The organism is Aeribacillus sp. SP014 (genome assembly GCF_054055575.1).
Genome location: NZ_JBSRXI010000001.1, coordinates 1,033,247 through 1,056,811 on the forward strand (window position 1 = coordinate 1,033,247; position 23,565 = coordinate 1,056,811).

General features: G+C 40.0%; 26 protein-coding genes. 22 read left to right on the plus strand and 4 right to left on the minus strand.

What is annotated here, in order from left to right; all coding sequences use genetic code 11:
• Positions 1-277: 277 nt before the first annotated feature.
• From ACVIJU_RS05105 to ACVIJU_RS05120, 4 genes are all read right to left on the minus strand, one after another.
• Entirely contained in the window at positions 278-748 is a 471-nt protein-coding gene (locus ACVIJU_RS05105; RefSeq protein ID WP_235600456.1) for a YrvL family regulatory protein, read from the minus strand.
• A 112-nt stretch (positions 749-860) separates the two neighbouring features.
• Positions 861-1,121, minus strand: a complete 261-nt coding sequence (locus tag ACVIJU_RS05110; protein WP_063388371.1) for a hypothetical protein — start codon at positions 1,119-1,121, stop codon at positions 861-863.
• Positions 1,072-1,734, minus strand: a complete 663-nt coding sequence (locus tag ACVIJU_RS05115; protein ID WP_456687347.1) for a S8 family serine peptidase — start codon at positions 1,732-1,734, stop codon at positions 1,072-1,074. Before ACVIJU_RS05115 ends, ACVIJU_RS05110 begins: the two co-directional genes overlap by 50 nt.
• Entirely contained in the window at positions 1,724-1,981 is a 258-nt protein-coding gene (locus ACVIJU_RS05120; protein ID WP_456687348.1) for a hypothetical protein, read from the minus strand. The genes ACVIJU_RS05115 and ACVIJU_RS05120 overlap by 11 nt, the downstream gene beginning before the upstream one ends.
• A gap of 388 nt (positions 1,982-2,369) precedes the next feature.
• Here ACVIJU_RS05120 and ACVIJU_RS05125 point away from each other — a divergent pair, with 388 nt between their 5' ends.
• From ACVIJU_RS05125 to ACVIJU_RS05230, 22 genes are all read left to right on the plus strand, one after another.
• Complete coding sequence (locus ACVIJU_RS05125; protein ID WP_456687349.1) at positions 2,370-3,317, plus strand: catechol 2,3-dioxygenase; 948 nt, start codon at positions 2,370-2,372, stop codon at positions 3,315-3,317.
• 4 nt (positions 3,318-3,321) lie between these two features.
• Positions 3,322-3,528 carry a tautomerase family protein gene (locus ACVIJU_RS05130; RefSeq protein ID WP_063388368.1) on the plus strand — a complete coding sequence of 69 codons (207 nt, stop codon included), beginning with the start codon at positions 3,322-3,324 and terminating at the stop codon, positions 3,526-3,528.
• Positions 3,529-3,750: 222 nt separating this feature from the next.
• Positions 3,751-4,953, plus strand: coding sequence for a flavin-dependent monooxygenase (locus tag ACVIJU_RS05135; protein WP_327873251.1), 1,203 nt, complete (start codon positions 3,751-3,753; stop codon positions 4,951-4,953).
• 211 nt (positions 4,954-5,164) lie between these two features.
• Complete coding sequence (locus ACVIJU_RS05140; protein ID WP_130157371.1) at positions 5,165-5,650, plus strand: flavin reductase family protein; 486 nt, start codon at positions 5,165-5,167, stop codon at positions 5,648-5,650.
• A gap of 171 nt (positions 5,651-5,821) precedes the next feature.
• The gene (locus ACVIJU_RS05145) at positions 5,822-6,124 is read left to right on the plus strand and encodes a 2Fe-2S iron-sulfur cluster-binding protein (RefSeq protein ID WP_130157373.1); all 303 of its coding nucleotides are present in this window, start codon (positions 5,822-5,824) and stop codon (positions 6,122-6,124) included.
• A gap of 11 nt (positions 6,125-6,135) precedes the next feature.
• The gene (locus ACVIJU_RS05150; protein ID WP_456687350.1) at positions 6,136-7,236 is read left to right on the plus strand and encodes a XylR N-terminal domain-containing protein; all 1,101 of its coding nucleotides are present in this window, start codon (positions 6,136-6,138) and stop codon (positions 7,234-7,236) included.
• A gap of 10 nt (positions 7,237-7,246) precedes the next feature.
• Entirely contained in the window at positions 7,247-8,062 is an 816-nt protein-coding gene (locus ACVIJU_RS05155) for a PucR family transcriptional regulator (protein ID WP_456687351.1), read from the plus strand.
• Between the two features lie 372 nt (positions 8,063-8,434).
• Positions 8,435-9,223: a 2-keto-4-pentenoate hydratase gene (locus ACVIJU_RS05160; protein ID WP_327873248.1), complete on the plus strand. Its 789-nt coding sequence runs from the start codon at positions 8,435-8,437 to the stop codon at positions 9,221-9,223.
• Positions 9,224-9,262: 39 nt separating this feature from the next.
• Positions 9,263-10,147: an acetaldehyde dehydrogenase (acetylating) gene (locus ACVIJU_RS05165; protein ID WP_130157379.1), complete on the plus strand. Its 885-nt coding sequence runs from the start codon at positions 9,263-9,265 to the stop codon at positions 10,145-10,147.
• A gap of 14 nt (positions 10,148-10,161) precedes the next feature.
• Positions 10,162-11,190 carry a 4-hydroxy-2-oxovalerate aldolase gene (gene dmpG, locus ACVIJU_RS05170; protein WP_327848653.1) on the plus strand — a complete coding sequence of 343 codons (1,029 nt, stop codon included), beginning with the start codon at positions 10,162-10,164 and terminating at the stop codon, positions 11,188-11,190.
• 15 nt (positions 11,191-11,205) lie between these two features.
• Complete coding sequence (locus ACVIJU_RS05175) at positions 11,206-12,003, plus strand: 2-keto-4-pentenoate hydratase (protein ID WP_456687352.1); 798 nt, start codon at positions 11,206-11,208, stop codon at positions 12,001-12,003.
• Positions 12,004-12,078: 75 nt separating this feature from the next.
• Entirely contained in the window at positions 12,079-12,246 is a 168-nt protein-coding gene (locus ACVIJU_RS05180; protein WP_456687353.1) for a hypothetical protein, read from the plus strand.
• Between the two features lie 40 nt (positions 12,247-12,286).
• A complete protein-coding gene (locus ACVIJU_RS05185) occupies positions 12,287-12,760 on the plus strand; it encodes an alpha/beta hydrolase (protein WP_456687354.1) in 474 nt (157 codons plus the stop codon).
• 39 nt (positions 12,761-12,799) lie between these two features.
• Complete coding sequence (locus ACVIJU_RS05190; protein WP_327873245.1) at positions 12,800-13,618, plus strand: alpha/beta fold hydrolase; 819 nt, start codon at positions 12,800-12,802, stop codon at positions 13,616-13,618.
• 1,004 nt (positions 13,619-14,622) lie between these two features.
• Positions 14,623-16,263, plus strand: a complete 1,641-nt coding sequence (locus ACVIJU_RS05195) for a urocanate hydratase (protein ID WP_144598164.1) — start codon at positions 14,623-14,625, stop codon at positions 16,261-16,263.
• A 31-nt stretch (positions 16,264-16,294) separates the two neighbouring features.
• The gene (locus ACVIJU_RS05200) at positions 16,295-17,404 is read left to right on the plus strand and encodes a DUF917 domain-containing protein (protein ID WP_339230151.1); all 1,110 of its coding nucleotides are present in this window, start codon (positions 16,295-16,297) and stop codon (positions 17,402-17,404) included.
• Between the two features lie 27 nt (positions 17,405-17,431).
• A complete protein-coding gene (locus ACVIJU_RS05205; RefSeq protein ID WP_327848678.1) occupies positions 17,432-18,184 on the plus strand; it encodes an IclR family transcriptional regulator in 753 nt (250 codons plus the stop codon).
• 25 nt (positions 18,185-18,209) lie between these two features.
• Positions 18,210-19,619 (plus strand): dihydroorotase, encoded by a 1,410-nt coding sequence (locus tag ACVIJU_RS05210; protein ID WP_339230153.1) that lies wholly within the window; start codon positions 18,210-18,212, stop codon positions 19,617-19,619.
• Positions 19,616-20,854, plus strand: coding sequence for an allantoate amidohydrolase (locus tag ACVIJU_RS05215; protein WP_456687355.1), 1,239 nt, complete (start codon positions 19,616-19,618; stop codon positions 20,852-20,854). Before ACVIJU_RS05210 ends, ACVIJU_RS05215 begins: the two co-directional genes overlap by 4 nt.
• A 41-nt stretch (positions 20,855-20,895) precedes the next feature.
• The gene (locus ACVIJU_RS05220; protein WP_130157397.1) at positions 20,896-21,540 is read left to right on the plus strand and encodes an ABC transporter permease; all 645 of its coding nucleotides are present in this window, start codon (positions 20,896-20,898) and stop codon (positions 21,538-21,540) included.
• A 71-nt stretch (positions 21,541-21,611) separates the two neighbouring features.
• Positions 21,612-22,532, plus strand: coding sequence for an ABC transporter substrate-binding protein (locus ACVIJU_RS05225; RefSeq protein WP_144598160.1), 921 nt, complete (start codon positions 21,612-21,614; stop codon positions 22,530-22,532).
• A gap of 49 nt (positions 22,533-22,581) precedes the next feature.
• The gene (locus ACVIJU_RS05230) at positions 22,582-23,562 is read left to right on the plus strand and encodes an ABC transporter ATP-binding protein (protein WP_327856725.1); all 981 of its coding nucleotides are present in this window, start codon (positions 22,582-22,584) and stop codon (positions 23,560-23,562) included.
• Positions 23,563-23,565 lie beyond the last annotated feature (3 nt).

Below are 23,565 nucleotides of genomic sequence, written 5' to 3' on the forward strand. Positions count from 1 at the left end.
TTAGAAGCATTCGACAGATATAATTTATTTACCTGTTCTGTAAGGAGGAAAAGGGAGAGAAGGACTGCATAAAATCCGCCTTTTTTATGCAAGATTTAGAGCTTCATAAAAGGGGAAACCCTTGATCCATCAACGATGTATAAAATCCTGCATAAACGAGTCAAAACAGAAAACCGCCAATTCCTTGCGTATCAAGGGGTTGGCGGTTTTCATTACTTCCCATAGTTGGCTTTATGTTACCTAGATTTGTATAAAGCATTCACATATGTTTAATGATTTATTTTTTGGGTTTAAATTTATTATCTATTTCTTTAAATTCCTCACTATCAATATCTGGTGGTTCATCCTCATCTTTTCTTAATTTCCAACCAATAAATCCAGTAACCATCGCAAATATGAGTGAACCTTGCCATTCGATTTCAATATTTGCCATAAAATTATCTATTACTTCAATCAATAAAAAGGTAAGAGTTGTATTCAAAATAAATGGTAGCCATCCTTTACTCGTTTGAAGTATGCCAACAGATTTTAAAGCTTTTGGTATTGCATCTGTAATAAAAGCAAGAGGTATTTCAAGGAATAAATACAAAATAAAGAACAATACTAAATCCAATAATGAATTATATTGGAAACCTATTATTCTTAAAATGATGTATTCAAAAAAAGCAATAAAGAGTAATATTATCAGTACGATAGAAATAGAGATACCAACAGTTTTAAATTTATTGATATGAACTGCCTCCTTCAAATTATTTTTCTCAATATTTTAAATTAGAACGGGTAATTATCATTACCAATTATTAGTAAAAAATGATTTATATATATATATAAAGAACCTGAGAAAGTCTCTTTTCTAATTTTTATTTATTTATCATCATTAAGGAACTATATGCATTCACTTTTCCTTCTCCAAAATAATTGTCTCTACCAGGCTTACCGATATCAGAACTTCCCTTCTCTAGATATTTAAGCACTTTATTAACAGAAGGCTTATTACCTGTTCGTTCTGTATACTCTGAAATAATAAGAGCTGCAGTAGCACTGACTTGTGCTACTGCATAACTTGTTCCTTCAGTTAGTGTGTATCCTTGAGGAATTCCAAGCCCCTTTACTTTCTGCATATTTTACAGCTTTTTTATATGCCTTAATCAGTAACTTATCTTCTTTTTCAGACTTAATAAAATAAGTACCGACGCTTAAGTTGATCACATCATTATCATTATTAGCTGCATCAATAATAGCTTCTATCACCCATACTGATTTCCCTACCTCATTTCCAATAACTTTGTAAGGAACAATTGTTGTCTCTGGAGCAATACTTGACATTATCCCAGCAATAGTTGTGCCATGACCTAATTCATCAGTAATATCCATGTCATTTGTGACATAATTTTTTGCTAATGTTAAATCAATATTTTCTTTTATCAATGGGTGTTCTATATCTACTCCACTATCTATTAAAGCAATTGTGGAATGTTCCCCTGTATCAATAGATAAATTCTTATAATCACTTGTCACATCTTTTAAATACCAATTAAAAGGCGTAAATGTTTCAGAATTTAGTGATGGAAACTCGATATTAGTGTCAAATTGATTAGATTCTTTAAACTCATCGAGTGTTAATTGCTTCACTTCGTTTAGAATTCTATTTGGTGTAACGGCATCTTCGTAAGGGGAAATGAGATCTGGTAATTCCCCTTGTACATCTATATATTCTATTATTTTATTTTTCAATTTTATTTACATCTATATTTTTAGAATTCTCTACATATATTAATTCAATATCTTCGATTGCTGTTACATTCAAAGACGGGTATTGGTTTTTCATAATTTCTAAAACTTCTTTAGCCTGTTTAGGACTTTTTAATAAATATGTGTAGTTTTCTAGAGAATTATTTTTTTCTACAGTATTGTTTGATTCGGCAGAACCATAAACCGGAAATGAGACTAATATTAAAGGAATACTTAGAAGAACAAACAAATACTTTTTACTTAAATTATTTTTCTACCCCACTTTATACAAATTCAAAATTTCCAAACATTCAGTAGTATATCACACTATTATAAAAAATTCCAATATTTTCATATATTTTACAAATTTAAACTTCGATTATATTTTTCGTTTTTATTAATTTCGATTAGGAACTGAAAGCAGCAGGGATTTATCAAACATATCATCAATGATTTCGTTTTTACCATATAAGTATATGTTTTTCAGTATTTCTCGAAGCTCCACATGAAAATTTAGTACATTATTGCGAAAATGGCAAAGAATTTAAAGGTAAAACAGCACAATTGTTTGTATAATCAGAAAATAAAAATTGTTAAAATTATTCCATAAATTAAATCCAATATAAGGAGTGGTTGAAATGGCTATTATGCGGGTTGGCAAGGCTGAAATAAGAGTCATGGATCTTGAAGAATCAGTCAAGTATTACACAAATGTAATTGGTCTTGAAGAGATGAGAAGAAGTGAAGGGAGAGTTTATTTAAAGGCGTGGGATGAATTCGATCATCATAGCCTTATTCTTCAGGAGGCTGACTCTCCTGGCCTTGATCACATTGCTTTTAAAGTAGAAAACGAAGAAGATTTAGCCAAGTACGAAAAGAAGATTGAACAATTCGGGTGTACATTAAAACGGGTTTCAAAAGGAACAAGAATTGCGGAAGGAGAAGCAATTCGTTTTGAACTTCCAACAGGCCACCAAGTTGAATTGTATCATAAAATCGAGCGTGTCGGTACGAAAACAGGAGATTGGAATCCTCACCCATGGCCGGATGGACTGCGGGGAATTGCGCCGCATCGTCTCGATCACCTAGCATTAACAGGAGATGATATAGACACTGTAACGAGATTTTTCACTGAAGTCCTGGATATGTTCGTTAGTGAAAAAATTACAACAGTAGATGGAGAACAAATGGTGGGGAGCTTTATTTATGCTAGAAATGGAAAACCGCATGATGTTGCCTTTATTAAAGGACCGGACAAGAAGATGCACCATGTCGCGTTCTATGTTGACAATTGGTATGATGTGCTAAAGGCAGCAGATATTTTATCAAAAAATAATGTCCAATTCGATGTTACACCGACACGCCATGGCATTACGCGAGGACAAACAACTTATTTCTTTGATCCTTCAGGCAATCGCAATGAAGCTTTTGCGAGCGGTTACATTACTTATCCTGATTTTCCAACTATAACATGGACTGAAGACAAAATCGGTCAAGGAAATTTTTTATCACAGAAGAGAGTTGACGGAGTCATTCGCCAAGGCATTGACGTAAGAAAAAGCACAACTGATCATAAGCGAGGATAAAAACATGCCGATTATTCAAATTCAATTGTTTGGAAGTCTTACAGTAGAACAAAAAGAGACGTTAATAAAAGAAACATCGGACGCAGCAGCTCATGCCTTAAATGTGCCATTAAGCACCATTCGTGTACTGATTCAAGAGCTTCCTGCGGAAAACTGGGGAATTTCCGGAGAATCAGCACAAAAGAAACTCAGTCAAACTAAAGGAAAATAATCGAAATTCTTGTATTTTTAAAGAATTTTCATGATTCTTTCATATCTGTGTGGAACAGATTTCGCAGTGTTTAAACTAAAAAGCGTATTTTGTAAGCGTTACCAAGAAATTTTTAATCTTTTATGGAAATAGGCAGACCGAATAGCGGTTTGCCTTACCTTAAATGATATGTAGGGAGACGCTGAATCTCCTTAAATGACAGGTCGGGGGAGGAAAATTAGAATGGAAAAAAATAGAATTTTATTAGAGAATAAACCGGACATCGCTACTCTTCTTGCCAAAGCAGAAGAGGTAGGGCGTCTTGCTGAGGAAGAAGCTAGCGAAGCTGATCGAAATGCCCGTTTTTCTGATCGGGTGGCTAAGGCCATTAAAGATGCAGAGTTTCACAAGCTTTTGCGTCCCAAGCGGTACGGAGGGCTTTTAGTAGACTTAAGGACTTATAGAGAGATTATCCGCACAGTGGCTCGCCATAGTGTGGCCGGTGCTTGGCTGACATACTTTTACTCCATGCATGAAGTTTGGGCTGCATATCTGGATCCAAAAGGCAGAGAAGAAATCTTTGGGCAAGGAGGATTGCTGGCTGACGTGGTTGCTCCTGTAGGCCGAGTAGAGAAAGATGGTGAAGGCTACCGTCTCTATGGGCAATGGAACTTCTGCAGCGGTGTCCTCCATAGTGATTGGATCGCTCTCGGTGCCATGATGGAACTGCCTGACAGCAATGGTCCAGAGTACTGTCTGTTGGCGTTGCCCAAGTCTGATGTCAAAATCGTAGAAAATTGGAATACGATTGGTCTCCGTGCTTCTGGAAGCAATGGAGTACTTGTTGAAGGCGCCTATGTGCCATTGCATAGAATCCTTCCAGCTGGTCGAGTGATGGCTGATGGAAAACCGGTCGGGGGCGATTATGATGAGAATGATCCGGTATATCGTATACCGTTTATGCCGCTTTTCTTGCTGGGATTCCCTTTAGTATCTTTGGGCGGGGCAGAACGGCTGGTGTCACTATTTCAAGAGCGCACCGAGAAACGTATTCGTGTCTTCAAGGCCGGTGCGAAGGAAAAGGACTCTGCGGCCAGTCAGCGGTTACTGGCTGAAATGAAAACAGAGTTAAATGCAATGGAGGGCATTGTTGAACAATATATTCGCCAGCTAGAGGCTTGTCAAAAAGAAGGAAAGACCGTGATGAACGATATGGAAAGAGAACAACTGTTTGCATGGCGAGGATACGTGGCAAAGACGTCAGCTAATATCGCTGTGAGAACAATGCTGACACTTGGAGGCAATTCGATCTTTAAAGGGGATCCGGTCGAACTGTTCACGCGAGATTTGTTAGCTGTGGCGGCTCATCCAAACTCCCTGTGGGAGGACGCTATGGCTGCATACGGAAGGACATTATTTGGTTTACCGGGTGATCCAGTCTGGTAAAGCAGCGGCAGAGTGTGTAATTGGAGTTAAAATCACTCTTTATGAGTGTGAAATGTTTTAGGTAGAGGGAGTTCAACTTCGCATAAAGCTCGGACCAATAAAACCAGCTGGAGGGTTGTTATTCAATTCTTAACAGTTGTGAGGGTCCAGCACAATATTTATGGGGAATTTTAACAGAAAACTACCGAAAAAGGAAAGGATACTGATACCGATGGATGATCGTTTGTTTCGCAACGTAATGGGGAAATTTGCAACAGGGGTGACAGTCATAACGACGGAGATCGATGGGAGTATACACGGTATGACTGCAAATGCGTTTATGTCCGTATCGTTAAATCCAAAATTAGTGCTTATTTCGATTGGTGAAAAAGCTAAGATGCTTGACCGCATTAAAAAATCTAAAACATATGCCGTGAGCTTTTTGGCTGAAAATCAAAAGGAAATATCTATGCAATTTGCCGGACAAATCAAGGAAAATCGTGAAGCTAAATTTGATTGGTTGAACGGTATGCCTGTGATTAAAGGAGCGATCGCTTCCTTGACATGCAATGTGGTTGCAGAATATGAAGCAGGAGATCATACATTGTTTATTGGAGAAGTTACAGATGTTCATTTTCAGGAAGATGCTGAACCGTTAATATTTTTCCAAGGAAAATACCGCGAATTAAAATCTCTAAAAGAAAGCGTCCATAGTTAACGATTCCGTTGAAAAGAGGGGAGCTCAATTTCTTTATCATAGTGCTAACAACGGGCGATCGAGTAGCTCTCTTTTTCACGAACCGAACCATCGTATAGTCATAGAAACGACGGAAATTTAATGGTTATGAAACAGAATTTAAGCGTAAGAAGCAGGAGGGGAGGGAAAATCATGTTTAAGGTGCAGGTGATCGATGATGGCGAAGGAAACCGCGAATTGCTATGCCATGATCGGGAAAGCTTGCTTGATGCGGCTAATAGAAAGGGCATTAAAATTCCTTATGCTTGTAAAGGCGGTGGGTGTGGAATGTGCAAAATTAAAGTGGAGGAAGGAGAATTTGAAAGAGGTACCAGTTCCAAAGCAGTGTTGCCTGACACGGAAAGAGCGGTGAATTATACATTAGCATGCAAGACGTATCCAAAAACCGATATGAAGATTCTTATTGATCTATCTAAAGTCACTCACTCTTCTTAGGTGGTGAAAACATGAAAGCTGATGAACTGGACTTAACGAAAATTTATAAAATCTCTACTCTTACCAATCAAGACGATCCACAAGAGCGAATAGTTACGATTCCAACAGCCGCCATGGGGATGCTGCGCCACGAGCTGATAGAAACGTTGGGAAACGAGCGAACGAAAGGGTTCCTTCTGCGTCATGGATGGCATTGCGGGGTTAAAGATGCGCAAAAAGCGTTAGAAATGGACTGGGATAGCAAAAAGGAGCTTTTATTCGTAGGTCCGAAAATGCATACGCTGCATGGCTATCTAGAAGAGGTAGATGTATTAGTGGCAGAAGTGGACTTTTCCAATGGAACGATGCACCATGAAGCAATTTGGAAAAATTCTTATGAAGCTGAAGAACATCTTAAAAGATTTGGGCTTGCTCACGAACCTGTTTGTCATACACTTGTTGGCTATGCAAGCGGATATTTATCAACTATTCTTGGCAAAAAAGTCATAACGAAAGAGGTTAAATGCAAAGCAATGGGCCATGAATATTGCCACGCTGTCTGTCGAACTGTTGAAGAATGGGATGGCGAAATAGATGACGAGCTCAAATATTATAAGGCAGATAATATTATCGGCGAGCTTGATGAGACGTTTAAGAAGCTAAAAATAGAAAGAGACAATCTTAGTAAAGCGTACGAGGTTCATCGAAAGCTGATGGAAGAGGTTCTAAAGGAAAATGACTTATCTTCGATTGCATACGCTCTTCATCAAATCACAAAGATACCTGTGCTCATAGAAGATGTCAATTTCAATCTAATTGCTTTCGCGGGGTTTCCAGAACAAAATGCTTCTTTTGCTTCCGATAACTTTAAAAAATGGATTCATCAAAAAAGTAAATACTTAAGAGATTTGAAAACTTTAAAGCAAACGTTATTTTTAGAATCTTCCTCTAAACAAAAAAGACTGATTACTCCGATCTATCTGGATCGAAAAATTGTCGGGTATTGCTCTTTTCTTTATGAAGAAAAAGCTCCGCAGGAAGTGGATAAGTTGATAATACAACATGGAGCGCTTGCTTGTTCGCTTTATTTGTTGAATGAGCGAACTCGCTTTAATACGGAGCAACGGAATTAAGGGAAAATTTTTGGACGATATTTTATCTAAACAAATTTCTTTTGAAGAAATGACCAAGCGGGCCTATTATATAGGCTTTCAATTGAATGATCCGTACTTTATGATTGCAATCGATACTTTGCTTCAAAAACCATCAGTTGAAGAAGAAATGGGCTTTAACGATGATTTAATAAATGATATTTCCATATTTATGAAGAATCGAGGGTTAAATGCTTTATTTGGTCAAAAATCTGGAAAGGTCATCATTCTTTTATCCGAATGTCTGTTGTTAAAAAACAAGATGAATAAGGAAAACTTTTGTAAATCATTAATTGATTACTGTTCCAATAAATATCCTCAATATTTATTTAAAGTAGGAATCAGCTCAAACACCAGTTCAATAGAAGAGGCATCTCAACTGTATGAAGAGTGCCTGTCAGCGTTGAGGGTCGCCAACCGTCATCAGAAGATTATTTTCTTTGATTCCTTAGGGATTGAAGGAATCATCTTCCAAATGAAAAATATAAACCCGATTCAAAAGTTCATTTATAAAAAATTAGGAAAGTTAATTGAAGAAGATAAAAACAGAAATATGGAATTCACTAAAACACTTTATTATTACTTGAGCAACGGCAGCAATGTTCATAAAACAGCGCGTGCTATGAATTTTTCTATAAGCGGTTTGCGGTATCGGCTGCAAAAGATAAATGAAATTTTGCAAATCGATATCAATTCTCCCAGCGTAGGCTATCAGATGTTTTTGTCTCTTCGATTCCTCATCTACTGGGGGGAACTAAATATCGACCTAGATTTGCATTTAGATAAAGAGGAGATTGTTGGAGACTGAAAGATGAACAGCTTTTCTTTTTAAATAAATGGTCAAGGAGACTGGGACGGCACGTGAAATTGCAGCAGCTGCCTATATTGGAGAAATTCCGGATATAAATGGATCATTAAATATTAAGCTTGCTAAAAACATGATTCTTTCAAGCATCTGCTTTTGGTTCTCTAGGAATCAGCCGGTATTTTCTAAATCAAGACGATTATATTTTTGTCGAATGGATGCCTGTACATTTCTTCAACCCATTAACAGCAAGATTTGCCGAGTCAAGAGGAATGTAAAGAGAAGCTGTCATATGATATGTCTTCATGAATAGAAAAATCAGATATCCGAATCGTTAGCAAAAGTAGAAGAAACCTAAACGAGGTGTATACCATTATGCAGGTTATTGATGAAAAAGTGATTCAATTCGCTGACTGCCTTATAGAAGCGGAAAAAAATAGGAAAGCTGTTGAGCCGCTAACTTCTCTCGATCAAGAAATCACAGTAGAGACTGCATATCAAGTTCAATTAGTAAATATTCAACGGAAAGCTAACACCGGACAACGAATCGTAGGGAAAAAAATAGGATTAACATCCTTGGCGATGCAAAAGCTGTTGGGAGTCAATGAACCGGATTATGGTCATTTGTTAGATGAAATGAAGGTGGAAAATAGAGGAGCTCTTCCTTATGAAAAGGTTCTCCAGCCAAAAGTAGAAGCAGAGATCGCCTTTGTTTTAAAGAAAGATTTAATCGGTCCAAGAGTAACAGAGCTGGATGTACTTCAAGCAACAGATTATATCGCTTCAGCCTTAGAAATTGTCGATAGCCGCATCGCCGATTGGAATATAAAATTGCAGGATACGATTGCTGACAATGCTTCTTCAGGTTTTTTTGTATTAGGTGACAAGCAAGTGGCTGTTGATTCTTTAGATTTATCAAGGATAGGAATGGTGTTATATAAAAACGGAGAGGTCATGAACACAGGAGCAGGGGCGGCAGCTTTGGGGAATCCAGCTACCTGTGTAGCCTGGCTAGCCAATAAGCTTTTTGAATACGGAATAACACTTAATGCAGGAGAGATTATTCTTTCAGGTGCTCTTTCCGCCGCCATCGATGCGGAGCCGGACGATTTTTTTCAAGCCCGTTTTGCTCATTTAGGCGAAGTAAGCGTTCGCTTTTGCTAGCCACAGTAAAAAAAGAGTGATAGAAACGGAGTGATATTCATGACTAAAGTAAACGTCGCTATTCTTGGATCAGGAAATATCGGCACAGATTTAATGTTGAAGCTGGAACGTTCCAATATTTTGCAATTAACAGCTATGATTGGGATTGATCCTGAATCAGATGGTTTGCGCCGTGCGAAAGAAAAAGGGTATACGGTTATCAGCACAGGAATCAAAGGGTTCCTCGAGCAACCGGAACTTGCTGATATCGTCTTTGATGCAACATCAGCTAAAGCGCATATCCGTCATGCAAAGCTGTTAAAGGAAGCGGGTAAGATGGTTCTTGACTTGACTCCTGCAGCTGTCGGAGCACTCGTCATCCCGTCTGTAAATCTCCATGAACATCTCGAAGAAAGGAACGTGAATCTCATTACATGCGGCGGCCAGGCGACCATTCCGATTGTCCACGCAATTAATCGGGTGAGTCGAGTTGATTACGCTGAAATTGTCGCAACCATTGCAAGTAAAAGTGCGGGACCGGGAACAAGGGCAAACATTGATGAGTTTACACAAACGACGGCACGCGGCATTGAAAAAATTGGCGGAGCCAAAAAGGGAAAAGCCATCATCATTTTAAATCCGGCGGAGCCGCCTATTATTATGAGAAATACTGTTTATGCTCTAGTAGAAGAAGCAAGTATGAATGAAAAAGCCATTGTTCAATCGATTTTAGAGATGGTGGAAACGGTCCAATCGTATGTACCGGGATACCGGATACGTACCGATCCAATCATTGATGGGAATAAAATCACTGTCTTCCTTGAAGTAGAAGGAGCAGGCGATTATTTGCCGAAATATTCTGGAAATCTTGATATTATGACGGCTGCTGCGGTAAAGGTTGCGGAAGAATTCGCAAAACATCAATTAGCAGCACAAACGGCGTAGAGGAGGAAAACCGCATGGCAAAAAAACGTGATGTATTAATTACGGAAGTAGCTTTGCGAGACGGGAGTCATGCCATTGCCCATCAATACACAGTCGATCAAGTCGCAAAAATCACCAAAGCTTTAGATGAAGCGAACGTTCCATACATCGAAGTCGCACACGGAGACGGATTGGCCGGTTCTTCTTTGCAGTATGGATTATCTCGCACAAATGAGCTCGAGCTGATTGAGGCCGCCGTGTCGGTTTGCAAGCAATCAAAAATCGCCGTCTTGCTTCTGCCGGGAATCGGCACGATGAAAGATTTAAAACATGCTGCCGAGCTTGGGGCGAAGATGGCGCGGGTTGCAACTCATGTAACAGAAGCAGACGTTTCTGCCCAGCACATTGGGCTGGCAAAAGAGCTTGGAATGGAAACAGTCGGATTTTTAATGATGGCCCACATGGCGCCAGTTGAAAAACTGGTAGAACAAGCAAAGCTGATGGAAAGCTACGGAGCGGATGTCGTTTATGTCGTTGACTCAGCAGGAGCACTTCTTCCGCATGAAGTCAGGGATAGAATTCGTGCCCTTAAGCAGCATGTAGGAGTGGAAATTGGCTTTCATGGCCATAACAACCTGTCTCTGGCCATGGCGAACAGCTTGGTTGCCATCGAAGAAGGAGCGACCCGCATTGATGGAAGTGTTCGATGTTTGGGAGCAGGGGCAGGAAATACCCAGACGGAAGTGTTGGTAGCTGTGTTGGATCGATTAGGAAAGGAAACCGGTATTGATCTTTATAAAATGATGGATCTTGCAGAAGAAATTGTGGCGCCAATGCTTCCAGCTCCCCAAGAAATTACAAGAGACAGCCTTGTGCTGGGATATGCCGGTGTTTATTCAAGCTTTCTGCTCCACACCAAGCGGATAGCCCAAAAATTAGGGATTGACTCGCGCGATATTTTAGTTGAACTCGGCAAACGCAAAGTAGTTGGCGGTCAAGAAGACATGATTGTAGACGTAGCAACAGAAATTGCGAAGAAGAGAGAAAAATCGCCAGTTTCATAAGGAGGTGTTGGGGCAATGGCAGTAAAAGTTCGTCACTATCGAAAATTTGCTGAATTGTTAAATGAAGCGGAATATGAAAAAAGGGAGATTACTCGCATCACAGAAGATATTTTGGACCTTTCTGTGGAGGAATCATACAAGATACAAAAGGAGCTCATCAAAATCAAAATAAACAGCGGTCATCGCATCATTGGTTCGAAAATGGGGCTGACAAGTCAAGCGAAAATGACGCAAATGAATGTGAAAGAACCGATTTACGGATATCTTTTTGATTATATGTTCGTTCCAAACGGCGGAGTCGTCCATTTGAGCGAATTTATACATCCGAAGGTAGAAGTGGAGATTGCTTTTATTTTAGGTGAGGACTTAGAGGGCCCAAATGTAACGAGAACACAAGTGCTGTCGGCAACAAAATATGTCGCACCGGCCTTAGAAATTATTGATAGCCGCTATAAAGATTTTAAGTTTACTTTGCCGGATGTTGTTGCAGATAACGCTTCTTCGTCAAGAGTTGTAATCGGGAGCACATTGACTCCAATCCACACGTTAAAAATTGATTTAGATTTGATAGGTGCAGCGCTTTATATAAATGGGGAATTAAAAGCTTGCGGAGCTGGTGCAGCGGTATTAAATCATCCGGCAAATTCTGCTGCTGTTTTGGCTAATATGCTGGCGCGCAAAGGAGAGAGATTAAAAGCGGGCGACATGATTTTAACTGGGGGCATCACTGAGGCGATCAATCTAACAGCTGGAGATACAGTAATCGGGCAATTAGATCAACTCGGAGATGTTTCGTTTAGTGTAAAAGAATAAGAATGCGGATGCCTTGCTGGCGGTATATGAGATTTCATCTATAAAATAACATTCCATTTTTAAGGAGGAATTTTGATGAATAATGTCTTGTCATATGAATATGAAATTCACCTCCCTTCAACCGCAGAAGAGGGAAAGAAGTATCCTGTTGTTTTCGCATTGCACGGCATAGGGTATGACGAACAATACATGCTTTCATTAGTGGAAGATTTAAAAGAGGAATTTATATTTAATAGGCATTAGAGGTGATCTTCCATATGAAGATGGATACGCATATTATTATTTGAAAGAATATGGAAAGCCAGAACGAAAATTGTTCGATATTAGTGTAAATAAATTAAAGAACTTTATTGAAGCTGCACTAAAAAAATACCCGATTGATTCTGACAAAGTATATTTGATTGGCTTTAGCCAAGGAGCAATCTTAAGTATGACACTCGCTTTAATATTGGGCGAAAAAATAAAAGGGATTGTTGCAATGAATGGATATATACCATCGTTTGTGAAGGAAGAATATCCATTGAAGTCTATCGAGCGGTTGTCTGTGTTTTTAACTCAAGGAGAATCAGATCATATTTTTCCTTTAAACATTGGACAGGAAAACTATGATTATTTGCGCAAACATGCAGCTTCTGTGAAGTATACCATTTATCCGGCTGGACATGAAATATCACAAGACAATCAACGAGACATCGTTTCATGGCTGCGTCAGGATGCTTACAACTACGGTCAAAATAAGACAACAAATCTCGCATGATAAAAGGCATCGATTTAATAATATTGGGGGAGGTTGATTATGATAGAAACGGGAAAGTATGCTGATGTGAAAGGAATCAAAACACATTATCACGAGGACGGGAAAGGAGAACCCCTTCTTCTTATTCATGGCTCTGGTCCCGGGGTTTCTGCATGGGCTAATTGGCGTTTAGTATTTCCGCTCCTTTCCCAGCATTTTCATCTTTATGCCCCAGATGTCGTAGGATTTGGTTATACGGAAAGGCCGAAAGATATTCAATATTCCGTGAATGTATGGGTCGAACACATGATTAACTTTGTCGAGACGATGAATCTTGAGAAGGTTTCAATCATTGGAAATTCCATGGGTGGAGCTTTAGCTCTGCATATTGCAAATCGTCGCCCTGATCTTGTTAAGAAGTTAATTTTGATGGGAAGCGCAGGGATTGAATTTCCAATTACAGAGGAACTTGATGCCGTTTGGGGATATACGCCGAGCATTGAAAATATGAAAAAAATCATTGGCATTATGTCAAATGATCCAAGCATGGGGGAAAATGACAACCTGGTCAAAATGCGCTATGAAGCTAGCATTCAGGAAGGTTTTCAAGAATCGTATTCCGCAATGTTTCCGCCGCCTAGACAAAAACATGTGAATGCTTTGGCGCTTACAGAGGAACAATTGCGGGCAATAGAAATTCCGGTTTTACTCATTCACGGAAGAGAAGACCGGGTGATCCCATTGGACAAAACAAGCTGGAAATTATCTCAAATTGTTCCTGACGCCCAACTTCATGTCTTTCCAAATTGCGGCCATTGGGTGCAAATCGAAAAAACAGAATTTTTTGCAGGTCAAGTAATAGAATTTTTGAATAAATAAGCGGATTTTTTACGTACTGCTTCCTGCTTTCAATATGTGCAAAAACCATTTTTTCTTTTCTTAACGTAATCAGAATTCGTTTAATTTAGCGAGGGGATGCTGATGATCACCGTTTGTAAAAAACATATTAAGAACGGAATAAACTTACTCAACACACCGCACGTACAAAAATTATCGCAGAAATATTGGGAGCATGAATGTATTTTTTGTGATGAACCAGCTCATTTTAAACTTTTTTATAGTACGCCTTACAGTACGTCCTATCGAAAATTCCTTTCCTTAAACAAAAATCATTCGTCGCTTACTGGTTAATTCTGAATTTAAAATAGAATCTTTTTGTTTTTAAGCCCGCGCCGGGTTTCGTTTGCTGGCCGCCCTCTGCCTATGGCAGTTTGGCTAGAGCATTCGAAGTCCGGCGTTTTAATTTATCTAAAAAACTCAATACAGGCTGAGCAGTTAATTTAAGTAAGAGAGAAGCTTTTATTTTTTAATAAAATTTTAATCTCCGTTCGATATATGAATTTGGAGATAAGCGAGATTCCCTTTTGCAGTGTCTCTGCAATATAACCCCAAATATACGCAGAGCGATTAGCCTCATCTATTTCCATTTCCATATGCGTTTACATCAGTTGAGATTAAGAAAATATGATGTCAAAAACGGTACAGTGCGCTTTTAACATTTGGAAAGAAAAATAAATTACAAACTCTGAATTAACTAGTGTTACTCTAATGGCTTCAAGCAACAACAGAGTTTTTAATAAATTCATAGTTTTCAATTGATTAGGTTTTCTTAACAACAACAAGATAGGCTGTAATCTTATTTTCCATAATGATTTTAAAAATCTATTTCTCAATTTGAGCCTGTCGGCTTTAAATATTTCTATAATAATTATTATAATTTCTATTGATTTTATGGGTATTTGCTGTTATATTATTAAAAAATGAAAATTAATTATCAATTATTGATAATTATCGAGTTTCAAATGAAGTAAGGGGGGATGAAAATGGAAGCCATACGAGCTGCAAGGGGTCCCCAGCTTCGTTGTAAAGGATGGCGGCAGGAAGCCCTATTGCGATTATTAGAAAATGTGCTAGAGAATGGGGAAAATCCTAAAGAGCTTGTCGTATATGCCGCATTAGGAAAAGCTGCTCGAAATAGGGGATCATATCAAGCGATTGTCGAGGCATTAAAAAATTTAGAGGAAGATGAAACTTTAGTAATTCAGTCTGGTAAACCGATTGGTATTTTCAAGACACATGCTTATGCTCCGCTAGTCGTTATGGCGAACTGTAATTTAGTAGGGAAATGGGCAAATAGCGAAAATTTCTATGAACTTCAAGAGAAAGGATTGATTGCCTGGGGAGGTTTAACGGCTGGAGCCTGGCAGTATATCGGTTCTCAAGGGGTTATTCAAGGAACTTATGAAATATTCGCCACTATTGCTCGCAAGTATTTTCACGGCAGTTTGGCTGGCCGCTTTATTTTAACGGCTGGTTTAGGAGGAATGGGAGGTGCACAGCCGCTCGCAGGTGTAATGGCCAACGCAGCCATCTTGTGTGTAGAAGTGGATGAAGATCGAATTGATAGACGAATAGAAACAGGATATTTGCAAAAGAAAACACACAGTTTGGATGAAGCGCTGCAATGGATTGACCAAGCGAAAAGAGATAAAAAGAGTTTATCTGTTGGATTGGTTGGCAATGCCGCCCAAGTGTATCCGGAAATTTTAAAACGGGGAATCATCCCTGATATTGTGACTGATCAAACTTCCGCTCACGATCTTGTTTATGGCTATATCCCGGAAAACTATACGATCGAGGAAGTACATGAAGCAAGAAAGCTAAACCCGAAAAAGCTGGCTGCTGATGCTCGCAAATCTATAGCAAAAGAAGTTCGGGCTATGCTGGAATTTAAGCGGCGCGGCGCCATTGTTTTTGATAACGGGAATAACATCCGGACACAGGCATCACAAGAAGGTGTACATGATGCGTTCGAAATTGACATTTTCACCGAAGCATTTTTACGTCCATTATTTAGTCGAGCAATTGGACCATTTCGTTGGATTGCTTTGTCGGGGGATCCAGAAGACATTTACAAAATAGATGACTATATTCTTGAACACTTTCCTGACAATGAAATTGCGACCAATTGGATTAGGCTGGCCAAAGAGTATGTTCCATTTCAAGGATTGCCGGCGCGTATCGGTTGGTTTGGTCACGGAGATCGTACAAAACTGGCAACAGCAGTCAATGAAATGGTGCAAAAAGGCCAATTGAGCGGTCCGATTGCATTTACTCGTGACCATCTCGATGCTGCATCGATGGCTCACCCGAATATTATGACGGAACGAATGAAAGATGGAAGTGATGCAATTGCTGATTGGCCGCTTCTGAACGCTATGCTGAATTGCTCTTCAATGGCGGATTTAGTCGCTATTCATTCAGGCGGAGGTGGCTATACCGGTTATATGACAAGCGCCGGTGTAACGATAGTAGCCGACGGTACTGAGCAAGCAAGCATGAGATTAAATCTTACGCTTGATAATGATACAGGACTCGGTGTTTTACGTTATGCTGATGCAGGATATGAAGAAGCATTGGATGAGGTTGAGAAAAAAGGATTGCGGAGAATTGACATAAAGTAGTGATCAGCAACAGATAAATAGATTAGGAGGAATGATGGTTGTGCGTCAATTAACGAAAGACGACGTATTGGCCGCTGTAAAAGGAGGATCAGTCTTTGCTTCCGGCGGCGGCGGTTGGGTTGATCATGGTCTGGAAATTGGCATGGCGGCCATTGCAGTAGGAAAGCCGAAGTTAGTTTCTGTCGATGAATTGCAGGATGATGACATTATTGTCACTGCAACTGCCATCGGTGCTCCAGCGGGAACAACTGATTGGCAAATGCTTGGAAAAGATTATATAAAAGCAGTGCAGCTTGTACAAGAAAACTATAATGGAAAAGTTGTCGGTTTGATGACCCCGCAAAACGGAATGTCCAGCAGCATTAATGGTTGGCTTCCAGCCGCAGCACTTGATTTGGTTGTGGTTGATGCTACTGGGGATATGCGTGCTCATCCGACTGGTAAGATGGGGGCAATGGGGCTTGCTGGACGTTTGGATTTTGAAACGGTGCAGGCCGTTGCCGGAGGAAAACCAGAAACTGGATCGTACATTGAGTTAGTAGTCAAAGGGACGCCTGCGAAAACATCAAATATTTTGCGGACAGCATCAGATATGTCTGGAGGATTTATCGCTTGCGCGCGGCATCCTATACCTGCTAGTTATGTGAAGCAGCATGCGGCTATCGGCGGCATAAGCCGAGCGTTAGAGCTTGGGTACGCGATTATGAATGCGGAACCGAAGGGTGCTGAAGCGGTAATAGAAACGATTTGTCAGACGACAAAAGGATATATTGTAGGAAGCGGAAAAGTGGTCAAAAAAGATGTCCATTACAAAGGCGCCTTTGATATCGGTACAATTTTGGTTGAAGGAGAGGGAAAAAAACTCACCCTTCATGTCATGAATGAGTATATGGCTGTAGATGACGAAAGAGGCAACAGGTTGACAACATATCCAGACGTCATTACAACACTCAATCCAAATACAGGGGAACCTGTCAGCGTTGGACATGTAGAAGAAGGAATGGACATCATTGTATTTAGCATTAACAAATCAAATATTCCATTGAGTTCTAGTGTGAAGGATCCTTTAGTTTACCCAGAGGTTGAGCAAGCATTAGGTATCAGCATTGCTGATTATGCTTTGGCAACTGATGAGAGTTAAGACAAAGCCAGCTGGAAGGTGTAGTGAATGTCGCTAAATGGTTCACAAACGTTAAAAAAAGCGTTAGACATTTTATTTGTCCTAGGAGAAGCAGAAACACCATTATCTGTCAGTGAAATTGCTCAACGAGCCTCAATTCCGGAGAGCACTGTCTATCGTTTATTGCAAACGTTAGAGAATAACGGAATTATTGAGAGGAAATCTAAAGGACAAATAACTCTTGGGTTACGCATTCTAGAATTAGCCCGCAGTCTAACGCAACAAATGGATCGTTATTTAAACGTAATTGCACGTCCGATAATGGAGAAAATTACTGAGAAAACGAATGAAACATCGATTCTAGCAGTTCGTTCAGGGATTGAAGTAATTTGTATAGAAAGTATCGCAAGCTCGCGCTTAATTCGATTTGCCATTGAGAATGGAAGATTGCTGCCTCTTCATCGGGGGGCATCTGGAAAAATTATTCTCGCATATGAAAATGAAAAAATAGTAGAACAAGTATTGCAAAAACTTTCGAGTGAACAGGAGAAGAAGCAGCTCATTTCTGAATTAGAAAAAATTAGGAAGCAAGGGTACTGTATAACGATAGGAGAAGTAGATTCGGACATTTGCGGAATTTCAGCGCCTATCTTCAATTACCAGGGACGAGTTGTAGCGAGTTTGACTGTCGCAGGGCCTGCTGAACGGATTGACTTAGAAGCAAGAGAGAACATCGTTAGTGTAATAACGGATGCTGCTCATCAAGTATCGCAAAAATTTATCGAAACAGCTACTTTTTGATCATGGTCAGGAAGAGGGAGTGCAAATGGAGCAGAAAGTGTATGATCTCGTAATTGAGGGAAATATCGTGCTCCCTGATCGGGTGCTATATAATGGTTCAGTTGCTATCAAAGATGGAAAGATCGCATCTGTTTCTAAAATCAGCCATGAACGGAGATCACATAAAGTTTTGAAAGCTCATGGAAAATATGTTCTTCCAGGAGCGATTGACGCTCATGTTCATAGCTACAGCGCTTTGACAGAAGGCTTTGCAGCCGCCACCCGCTCTGCTGCTGCAGGGGGAGTAACCACGATTATCGAAATGCCATATGATGCTGATCAACTTATATGCACAAAAGAAAGATATGCCGCAAAAAAACAAAAGCTGTCCAAAGAGGCAGTAGTGGATGTAGCGATGCTGGCAACGATTAAACCGAAAAACGGGCTTGATCAAATTCCTCTTCTTGCTGAAGAAGGAGCATGCGGCTTCAAAGTTTCTATGTTTAATACGGATTCCGTCCGTTTTCCACGCATTGATGACGGTGAGCTGTTGGAAGCTTTTTCTCTCATAGCGAAAACCGGTTGTCCAGTTGGTGTTCATGCAGAAACGGACGAAATTGTTAGAAAATATATAGAAAAATACAAACAAAAAGGAGAGACAGACCCACGCGCTCATTGCTGGAGTCGTCCGAAAGTCGCAGAGTCTACCGCGGTTTTAACGGCGTTAGAACTAGCTTACTGGACTGGAGTTCACTTACACATATATCACTGTACGTTTCCGCGCATTTTTGAGCTGGTTCAATGGTTCCGCCAACAAGGCACTAAAGTGACCGCAGAGACGTGCACTCACTATTTGATTTTATCCGAAGAAGATATGCCTTCCTTGCACGCAAGGGGAAAAATAAATCCGCCGTTGCGGACAAAGGAAGATGTGGAACAATTATGGATTCAGCTTTCACAAGGAATGATCGATTTGGTCACTTCAGATCACGCTCCTTGGACGATTGACCGAAAAAATCATGCGGATATTTTCCAAAACTCATCAGGGGCCCCGGGAGTTGAAACGCTGTTGCCGCTGCTTTACAGCGAAGGGGTTGCAAAAGGAAGAATATCTATGCTTACACTTGTCCATCTACTTAGTGAGAATCCAGCCAAGACGTTTGGTTTATCGCACTGTAAAGGAAGGATAGAGGAAGGGATGGATGCTGATTTAGTGGTATTAGATCCCAACCAAAGCTGGGTATTAAATGAGTCTGAGTTGCACTCTCATGCCGGATGGAGTCCTTATCATGGTTTTACTGTTCAAGGGAAAATTATTAACACATTTGTAAGAGGAAAGCTTGTATATGATGGAAAAGTCATCGGAAATCCGGGTGATGGCAAGTTCATCCACGCAGAGCACGATGCGGTTAAAAAATCATTGCAAAGCGATACAGTGAGGTGCTCTGTTCAATGAGAGTCAATACTGAGCGTTTGAAAGAAGATATTGAAGCTTTGGCTAATTTTGTCGACAAAAGTCAGATTGGTTGGACAAGAAGGGCCTTTACACCGTTTTACGAAGAGGCAAGGGGCTGGCTCAAGGATAAAATGAAATCATTAAATTTAGAGGTTAATGTTGATGCCGCAGCCAATGTGATTGGAACTCTTCCCGGAAAAGAAAAGCATCTTCCTGTCATCATGATCGGTTCTCATATTGATACCGTCAAAGGCGGCGGAAGATTTGACGGCATCATCGGGGTTGTCGCCGGTCTAGAGATTGTTCGTTTGCTTAAAGAAAATGGGATACAGCTGCGTCATCCGTTGCAAGTGGTTGATTTTACAGCGGAAGAACCAAGTGAGTTTGGCATTTCAACGATCGGCAGTCGAGGAATGGTGAATAATTTGCCGGAAACAATGCTGCTTAGGAAAGATTTGCAAGGAATTACTCTGCGGGAAGCATTAAAGAGATCTGGAGGAAATCCAGAGCGATTGACGTTTGAAGCGCGTAAACCGGGAGATGTAGCTCTATATTTAGAATTGCACATTGAACAAGGTCCGGTGCTTGAGCAGACAAACCATCAGCTTGGTGTTGTTCGAGGCATTGCAGGTATTCAGCGTTATCGCCTCACTGTTGAAGGGGAACCGAATCATGCTGGAACAACACCTATGAACCTAAGAAAAGATGCGCTTACTGCAGCTGCTGAGATCATTCTTTGTTTCGAACAGCTTTGCCAGGAAACCTACACGGAAGAAGTTGTAGGAACCGTTGGAAAACTCATGAATGAACCGAATGCAGCGAATGTCATACCAGGAAAGGTGACTTGCGAACTAGAGATTCGCTCGTTGGATAAAGATATTCAAGACATGATCATAACTCAGCTCCATCATGCTGCCTTGCAAATTTCAAAGCGACGCGGGGTTTCTGTTCAATTTGACTGCTTGTCACAATCAGAACCGATTCTTGTACAAAATAATGTCCGCAGTGTAATTGAGCAGGCATGCAAAGAGGTGGCACCCACGATGTTTTTATCGAGCGGTGCCGGCCATGATGCCAATCAAATAGCTCGTATTGCTCCAATCGGTATGATCTTTGTGCCGAGTAAAAACGGCAGAAGCCACTGTCCTGAAGAATGGACTGATTATGAAGATGTCGCTTTAGGTGTGCAAGCATTGTTGAAGGCGTTGCTGCTGTTTGACCAGCAGCTGGACTAAAATGCCGGTAAAAAAATGAAAAAACGAAAGTGTGGATAGGGATGGAGTACTTAAAAGACACCGTGACCTATATTTTTGAAAATTCAGATCGTTTTTTGGAGGCTTTGCAGGTTCATTTGGGGCTTAGTTTTATCGCGTTATTGATATCAATGTTAATTTGTATTCCATTGGGGATCGTATGTGCCAAAAAGCCAAAGCTTTCAGGATTGATTATGAATGTATTCAATTCTTTACGAGTTATTCCTAGCTTGGCTATTATTGTGATCATATTGCCAATCATGGGAATGGGATTTTATCCTGCATTAATCGCTTTGATCATTCTGGCATGTCCGCCGATTACGATCAATACCTTTTTAGGATTTCGAGGAATTGATTCTTCCATTATTGAAGCTGCGTCTGGTATGGGGATGGACAGCAAACAAATTTTGACCAAAATAGAAATTCCTCTCGCTCTTCCAGTCATCATTGCTGGCTGTCGAACAGCTGCAGTAGAGATTATTGCTAGCGCAACCTTAGCTGCCTTTATTGGAGGCGGAGGATTAGGAACATTCATTGTTAACGGAATGGGAATGTATAACATTCCTCTGTTGCTAGTCGGAGCATTGCCAGTTGCTTTTTTGGCTATCTGTTCCGAAGTTTGCTTCGCAGCTGTAGAGCGTTTGGTCACGCGCTATCAAAGGGATTAGAGGAAAACGTAAGTTGATTGATCTGAATACTATGTATTTTACTTTCTGTTATGAAAATAGGAGGAATTATCATGAAAAAAAGACTTATTCTTTTATTTACTTTAGTCGTTTTACTAATATCCACGGCTGCTTGCGGCGGTCAAAAAGAATCAGAAAACACAAGTGATAAAAATGAGACGACTATCAAAGTTGGATCGAAAAACTTTACAGAATCGCTTATTTTAGGAGAGATTTATTCTCTAGCTTTGGAGGAAGCTGGTTATAAAGTTGAAAGAAAATTAAATTTAGGCGGTACAATGGTTGCTCATACAGCATTGAAAGAGGGAGAAATTGATATGTATCCGGAATATACGGGTACAGGGCTAATCAATGTTTTACAAGAAAAACCTATGTCTGATCCGCAAAAAGTATATGATCTTGTATCCCAAAAATATAAAGAGAAGTTTAATCTTGTTTGGCTAGAACCAACAGATGTAAACAATTCCCAAGCTTTAGTCACGACAAAAAAAGTAGCAGAAAAGTACGGAGTAACGACTTTGTCGAAATTGGCGGAAGTCGCTCCAAAATTAAGACTGGCGGCTGTTCCAGAATTTGAAGAACGCGATGACGGTTTAAAAGGTTTGCAAAAATTTTACGGCGGGTTTCAGTTTAAATCGGTGCAATTATTTGACTACGGAATTAAATATCGCGTAATCCTTAATGATGAAGCGGATGTGACAGTTGGATTTACGACTGACGGCGATTTGACTAATGAGGAATTGGTACTGCTTGAGGACGACAAAAAGTTTTGGCCTCCATATTATGTAGCACCTGTCATTCGTGAAGAAACTTTGGAAAAAGATCCGAAAATTGAGGAAGTGCTGAATAAAGTTTCCAAACACTTGAATAATAAGGTTGTGCAAAATTTGAATGCTGAGGTTGATATTCAAAAACGTGAATACACTGAAGTAGCAAAAGAGTTCCTTGAAGAAAAAGGCATTATTAAAAAGTAATTATGCCTAAATCCGAGTGAAACCAGGAACTTTCAAAGGCGGTGGTTTCGTGTCAAACATAATCATTCAGTTTGATAAGGTGAGCAAGACGTTCCCTAAAGCCAGCAAACCTTCTGTCTATGAAACTAGCTTATCAATAGAAGAAGGAAGCTTCATCACCATTTTGGGAACATCGGGATCAGGAAAGACGACATTATTAAAAATGATAAACAGAATTCATGAGCCTTCATCAGGAAAAATTTTTGTTCAAGGAGAAGATATTACAAAAGTTCCAGTGACACAACTTAGGCGTAAAATAGGATATGTCATTCAGCAAATCGGTCTGTTTCCTCATATGACTGTCAAAGAAAATATAGCAACAGTGCCGAGAATTTTGAAATGGGATGGAGAAAAGATCAACGAGCGCGTAGACTTTCTTTTAAGGCTTGTTCATCTGCCGCCTGAGGATTTTCGTGATCGATATCCAAGACAATTGTCTGGAGGGCAGCAACAGCGAGTGGGGATTGCCAGAGCGATGGCTAGTGATCCAGATATTTTATTAATGGATGAACCTTTTGGTGCAATTGACGCCATTACCCGTTCCAGTTTACAGGATGAACTGCTGGCAATTCAAAAAAAGATGCGCAAAACGATTCTTTTTGTGACACATGATATTGAGGAAGCGCTCAAGCTAGGGGACAAAATTATTGTGATGAATGAAGGAAAAGTCCAGCAATTTGATACGCCGATTAACATCCTTATGAACCCAGCTAATGAATTTGTCAGCCAACTCGTTAAATCAGACGATGTTTTCCAATTACTTTCTTTTTTGAATGCAGAAAAAGCAATGGTTCCGTTGCAAGGGGAAATGCATGAAAAAAGTGTGGAAGTTTCAACGGAAACAAATCTTAAAACGGTTCTTTCTCTGTTGCTGAAAAAGGATATAGACAATGTGGTTGTCGTCGACAATCAAAACAAACCTGTAGGACAAATTGGTCTGGAGCAATTGAAAATAAAGGATCAGGATTCCTTATATTCGGTAAGCAGGTGAAGC

Excerpts from the sequence above, each read along its gene's own strand:
- ACVIJU_RS05110 (WP_063388371.1), bottom strand. The coding sequence starts at position 1,121 with ATGCAGAAAGTAAAGGGGCTTGGAATTCCTCAAGGATACACACTAACT.
- ACVIJU_RS05125 (WP_456687349.1), top strand. The coding sequence starts at position 2,370 with ATGGCTATTATGCGGGTTGGCAAGGCTGAAATAAGAGTCATGGATCTT.
- ACVIJU_RS05130 (WP_063388368.1), top strand. The coding sequence starts at position 3,322 with ATGCCGATTATTCAAATTCAATTGTTTGGAAGTCTTACAGTAGAACAA.
- ACVIJU_RS05135 (WP_327873251.1), top strand. The coding sequence starts at position 3,751 with ATGGAAAAAAATAGAATTTTATTAGAGAATAAACCGGACATCGCTACT.
- ACVIJU_RS05140 (WP_130157371.1), top strand. The coding sequence starts at position 5,165 with ATGGATGATCGTTTGTTTCGCAACGTAATGGGGAAATTTGCAACAGGG.
- ACVIJU_RS05145 (WP_130157373.1), top strand. The coding sequence starts at position 5,822 with ATGTTTAAGGTGCAGGTGATCGATGATGGCGAAGGAAACCGCGAATTG.
- ACVIJU_RS05150 (WP_456687350.1), top strand. The coding sequence starts at position 6,136 with ATGAAAGCTGATGAACTGGACTTAACGAAAATTTATAAAATCTCTACT.
- ACVIJU_RS05160 (WP_327873248.1), top strand. The coding sequence starts at position 8,435 with ATGCAGGTTATTGATGAAAAAGTGATTCAATTCGCTGACTGCCTTATA.
- ACVIJU_RS05165 (WP_130157379.1), top strand. The coding sequence starts at position 9,263 with ATGACTAAAGTAAACGTCGCTATTCTTGGATCAGGAAATATCGGCACA.
- dmpG (WP_327848653.1), top strand. The coding sequence starts at position 10,162 with ATGGCAAAAAAACGTGATGTATTAATTACGGAAGTAGCTTTGCGAGAC.
- ACVIJU_RS05175 (WP_456687352.1), top strand. The coding sequence starts at position 11,206 with ATGGCAGTAAAAGTTCGTCACTATCGAAAATTTGCTGAATTGTTAAAT.
- ACVIJU_RS05180 (WP_456687353.1), top strand. The coding sequence starts at position 12,079 with ATGAATAATGTCTTGTCATATGAATATGAAATTCACCTCCCTTCAACC.
- ACVIJU_RS05190 (WP_327873245.1), top strand. The coding sequence starts at position 12,800 with ATGATAGAAACGGGAAAGTATGCTGATGTGAAAGGAATCAAAACACAT.
- ACVIJU_RS05195 (WP_144598164.1), top strand. The coding sequence starts at position 14,623 with ATGGAAGCCATACGAGCTGCAAGGGGTCCCCAGCTTCGTTGTAAAGGA.
- ACVIJU_RS05200 (WP_339230151.1), top strand. The coding sequence starts at position 16,295 with ATGATGGTTGTGCGTCAATTAACGAAAGACGACGTATTGGCCGCTGTA.
- ACVIJU_RS05205 (WP_327848678.1), top strand. The coding sequence starts at position 17,432 with ATGTCGCTAAATGGTTCACAAACGTTAAAAAAAGCGTTAGACATTTTA.
- ACVIJU_RS05210 (WP_339230153.1), top strand. The coding sequence starts at position 18,210 with ATGGAGCAGAAAGTGTATGATCTCGTAATTGAGGGAAATATCGTGCTC.
- ACVIJU_RS05215 (WP_456687355.1), top strand. The coding sequence starts at position 19,616 with ATGAGAGTCAATACTGAGCGTTTGAAAGAAGATATTGAAGCTTTGGCT.
- ACVIJU_RS05220 (WP_130157397.1), top strand. The coding sequence starts at position 20,896 with ATGGAGTACTTAAAAGACACCGTGACCTATATTTTTGAAAATTCAGAT.
- ACVIJU_RS05225 (WP_144598160.1), top strand. The coding sequence starts at position 21,612 with ATGAAAAAAAGACTTATTCTTTTATTTACTTTAGTCGTTTTACTAATA.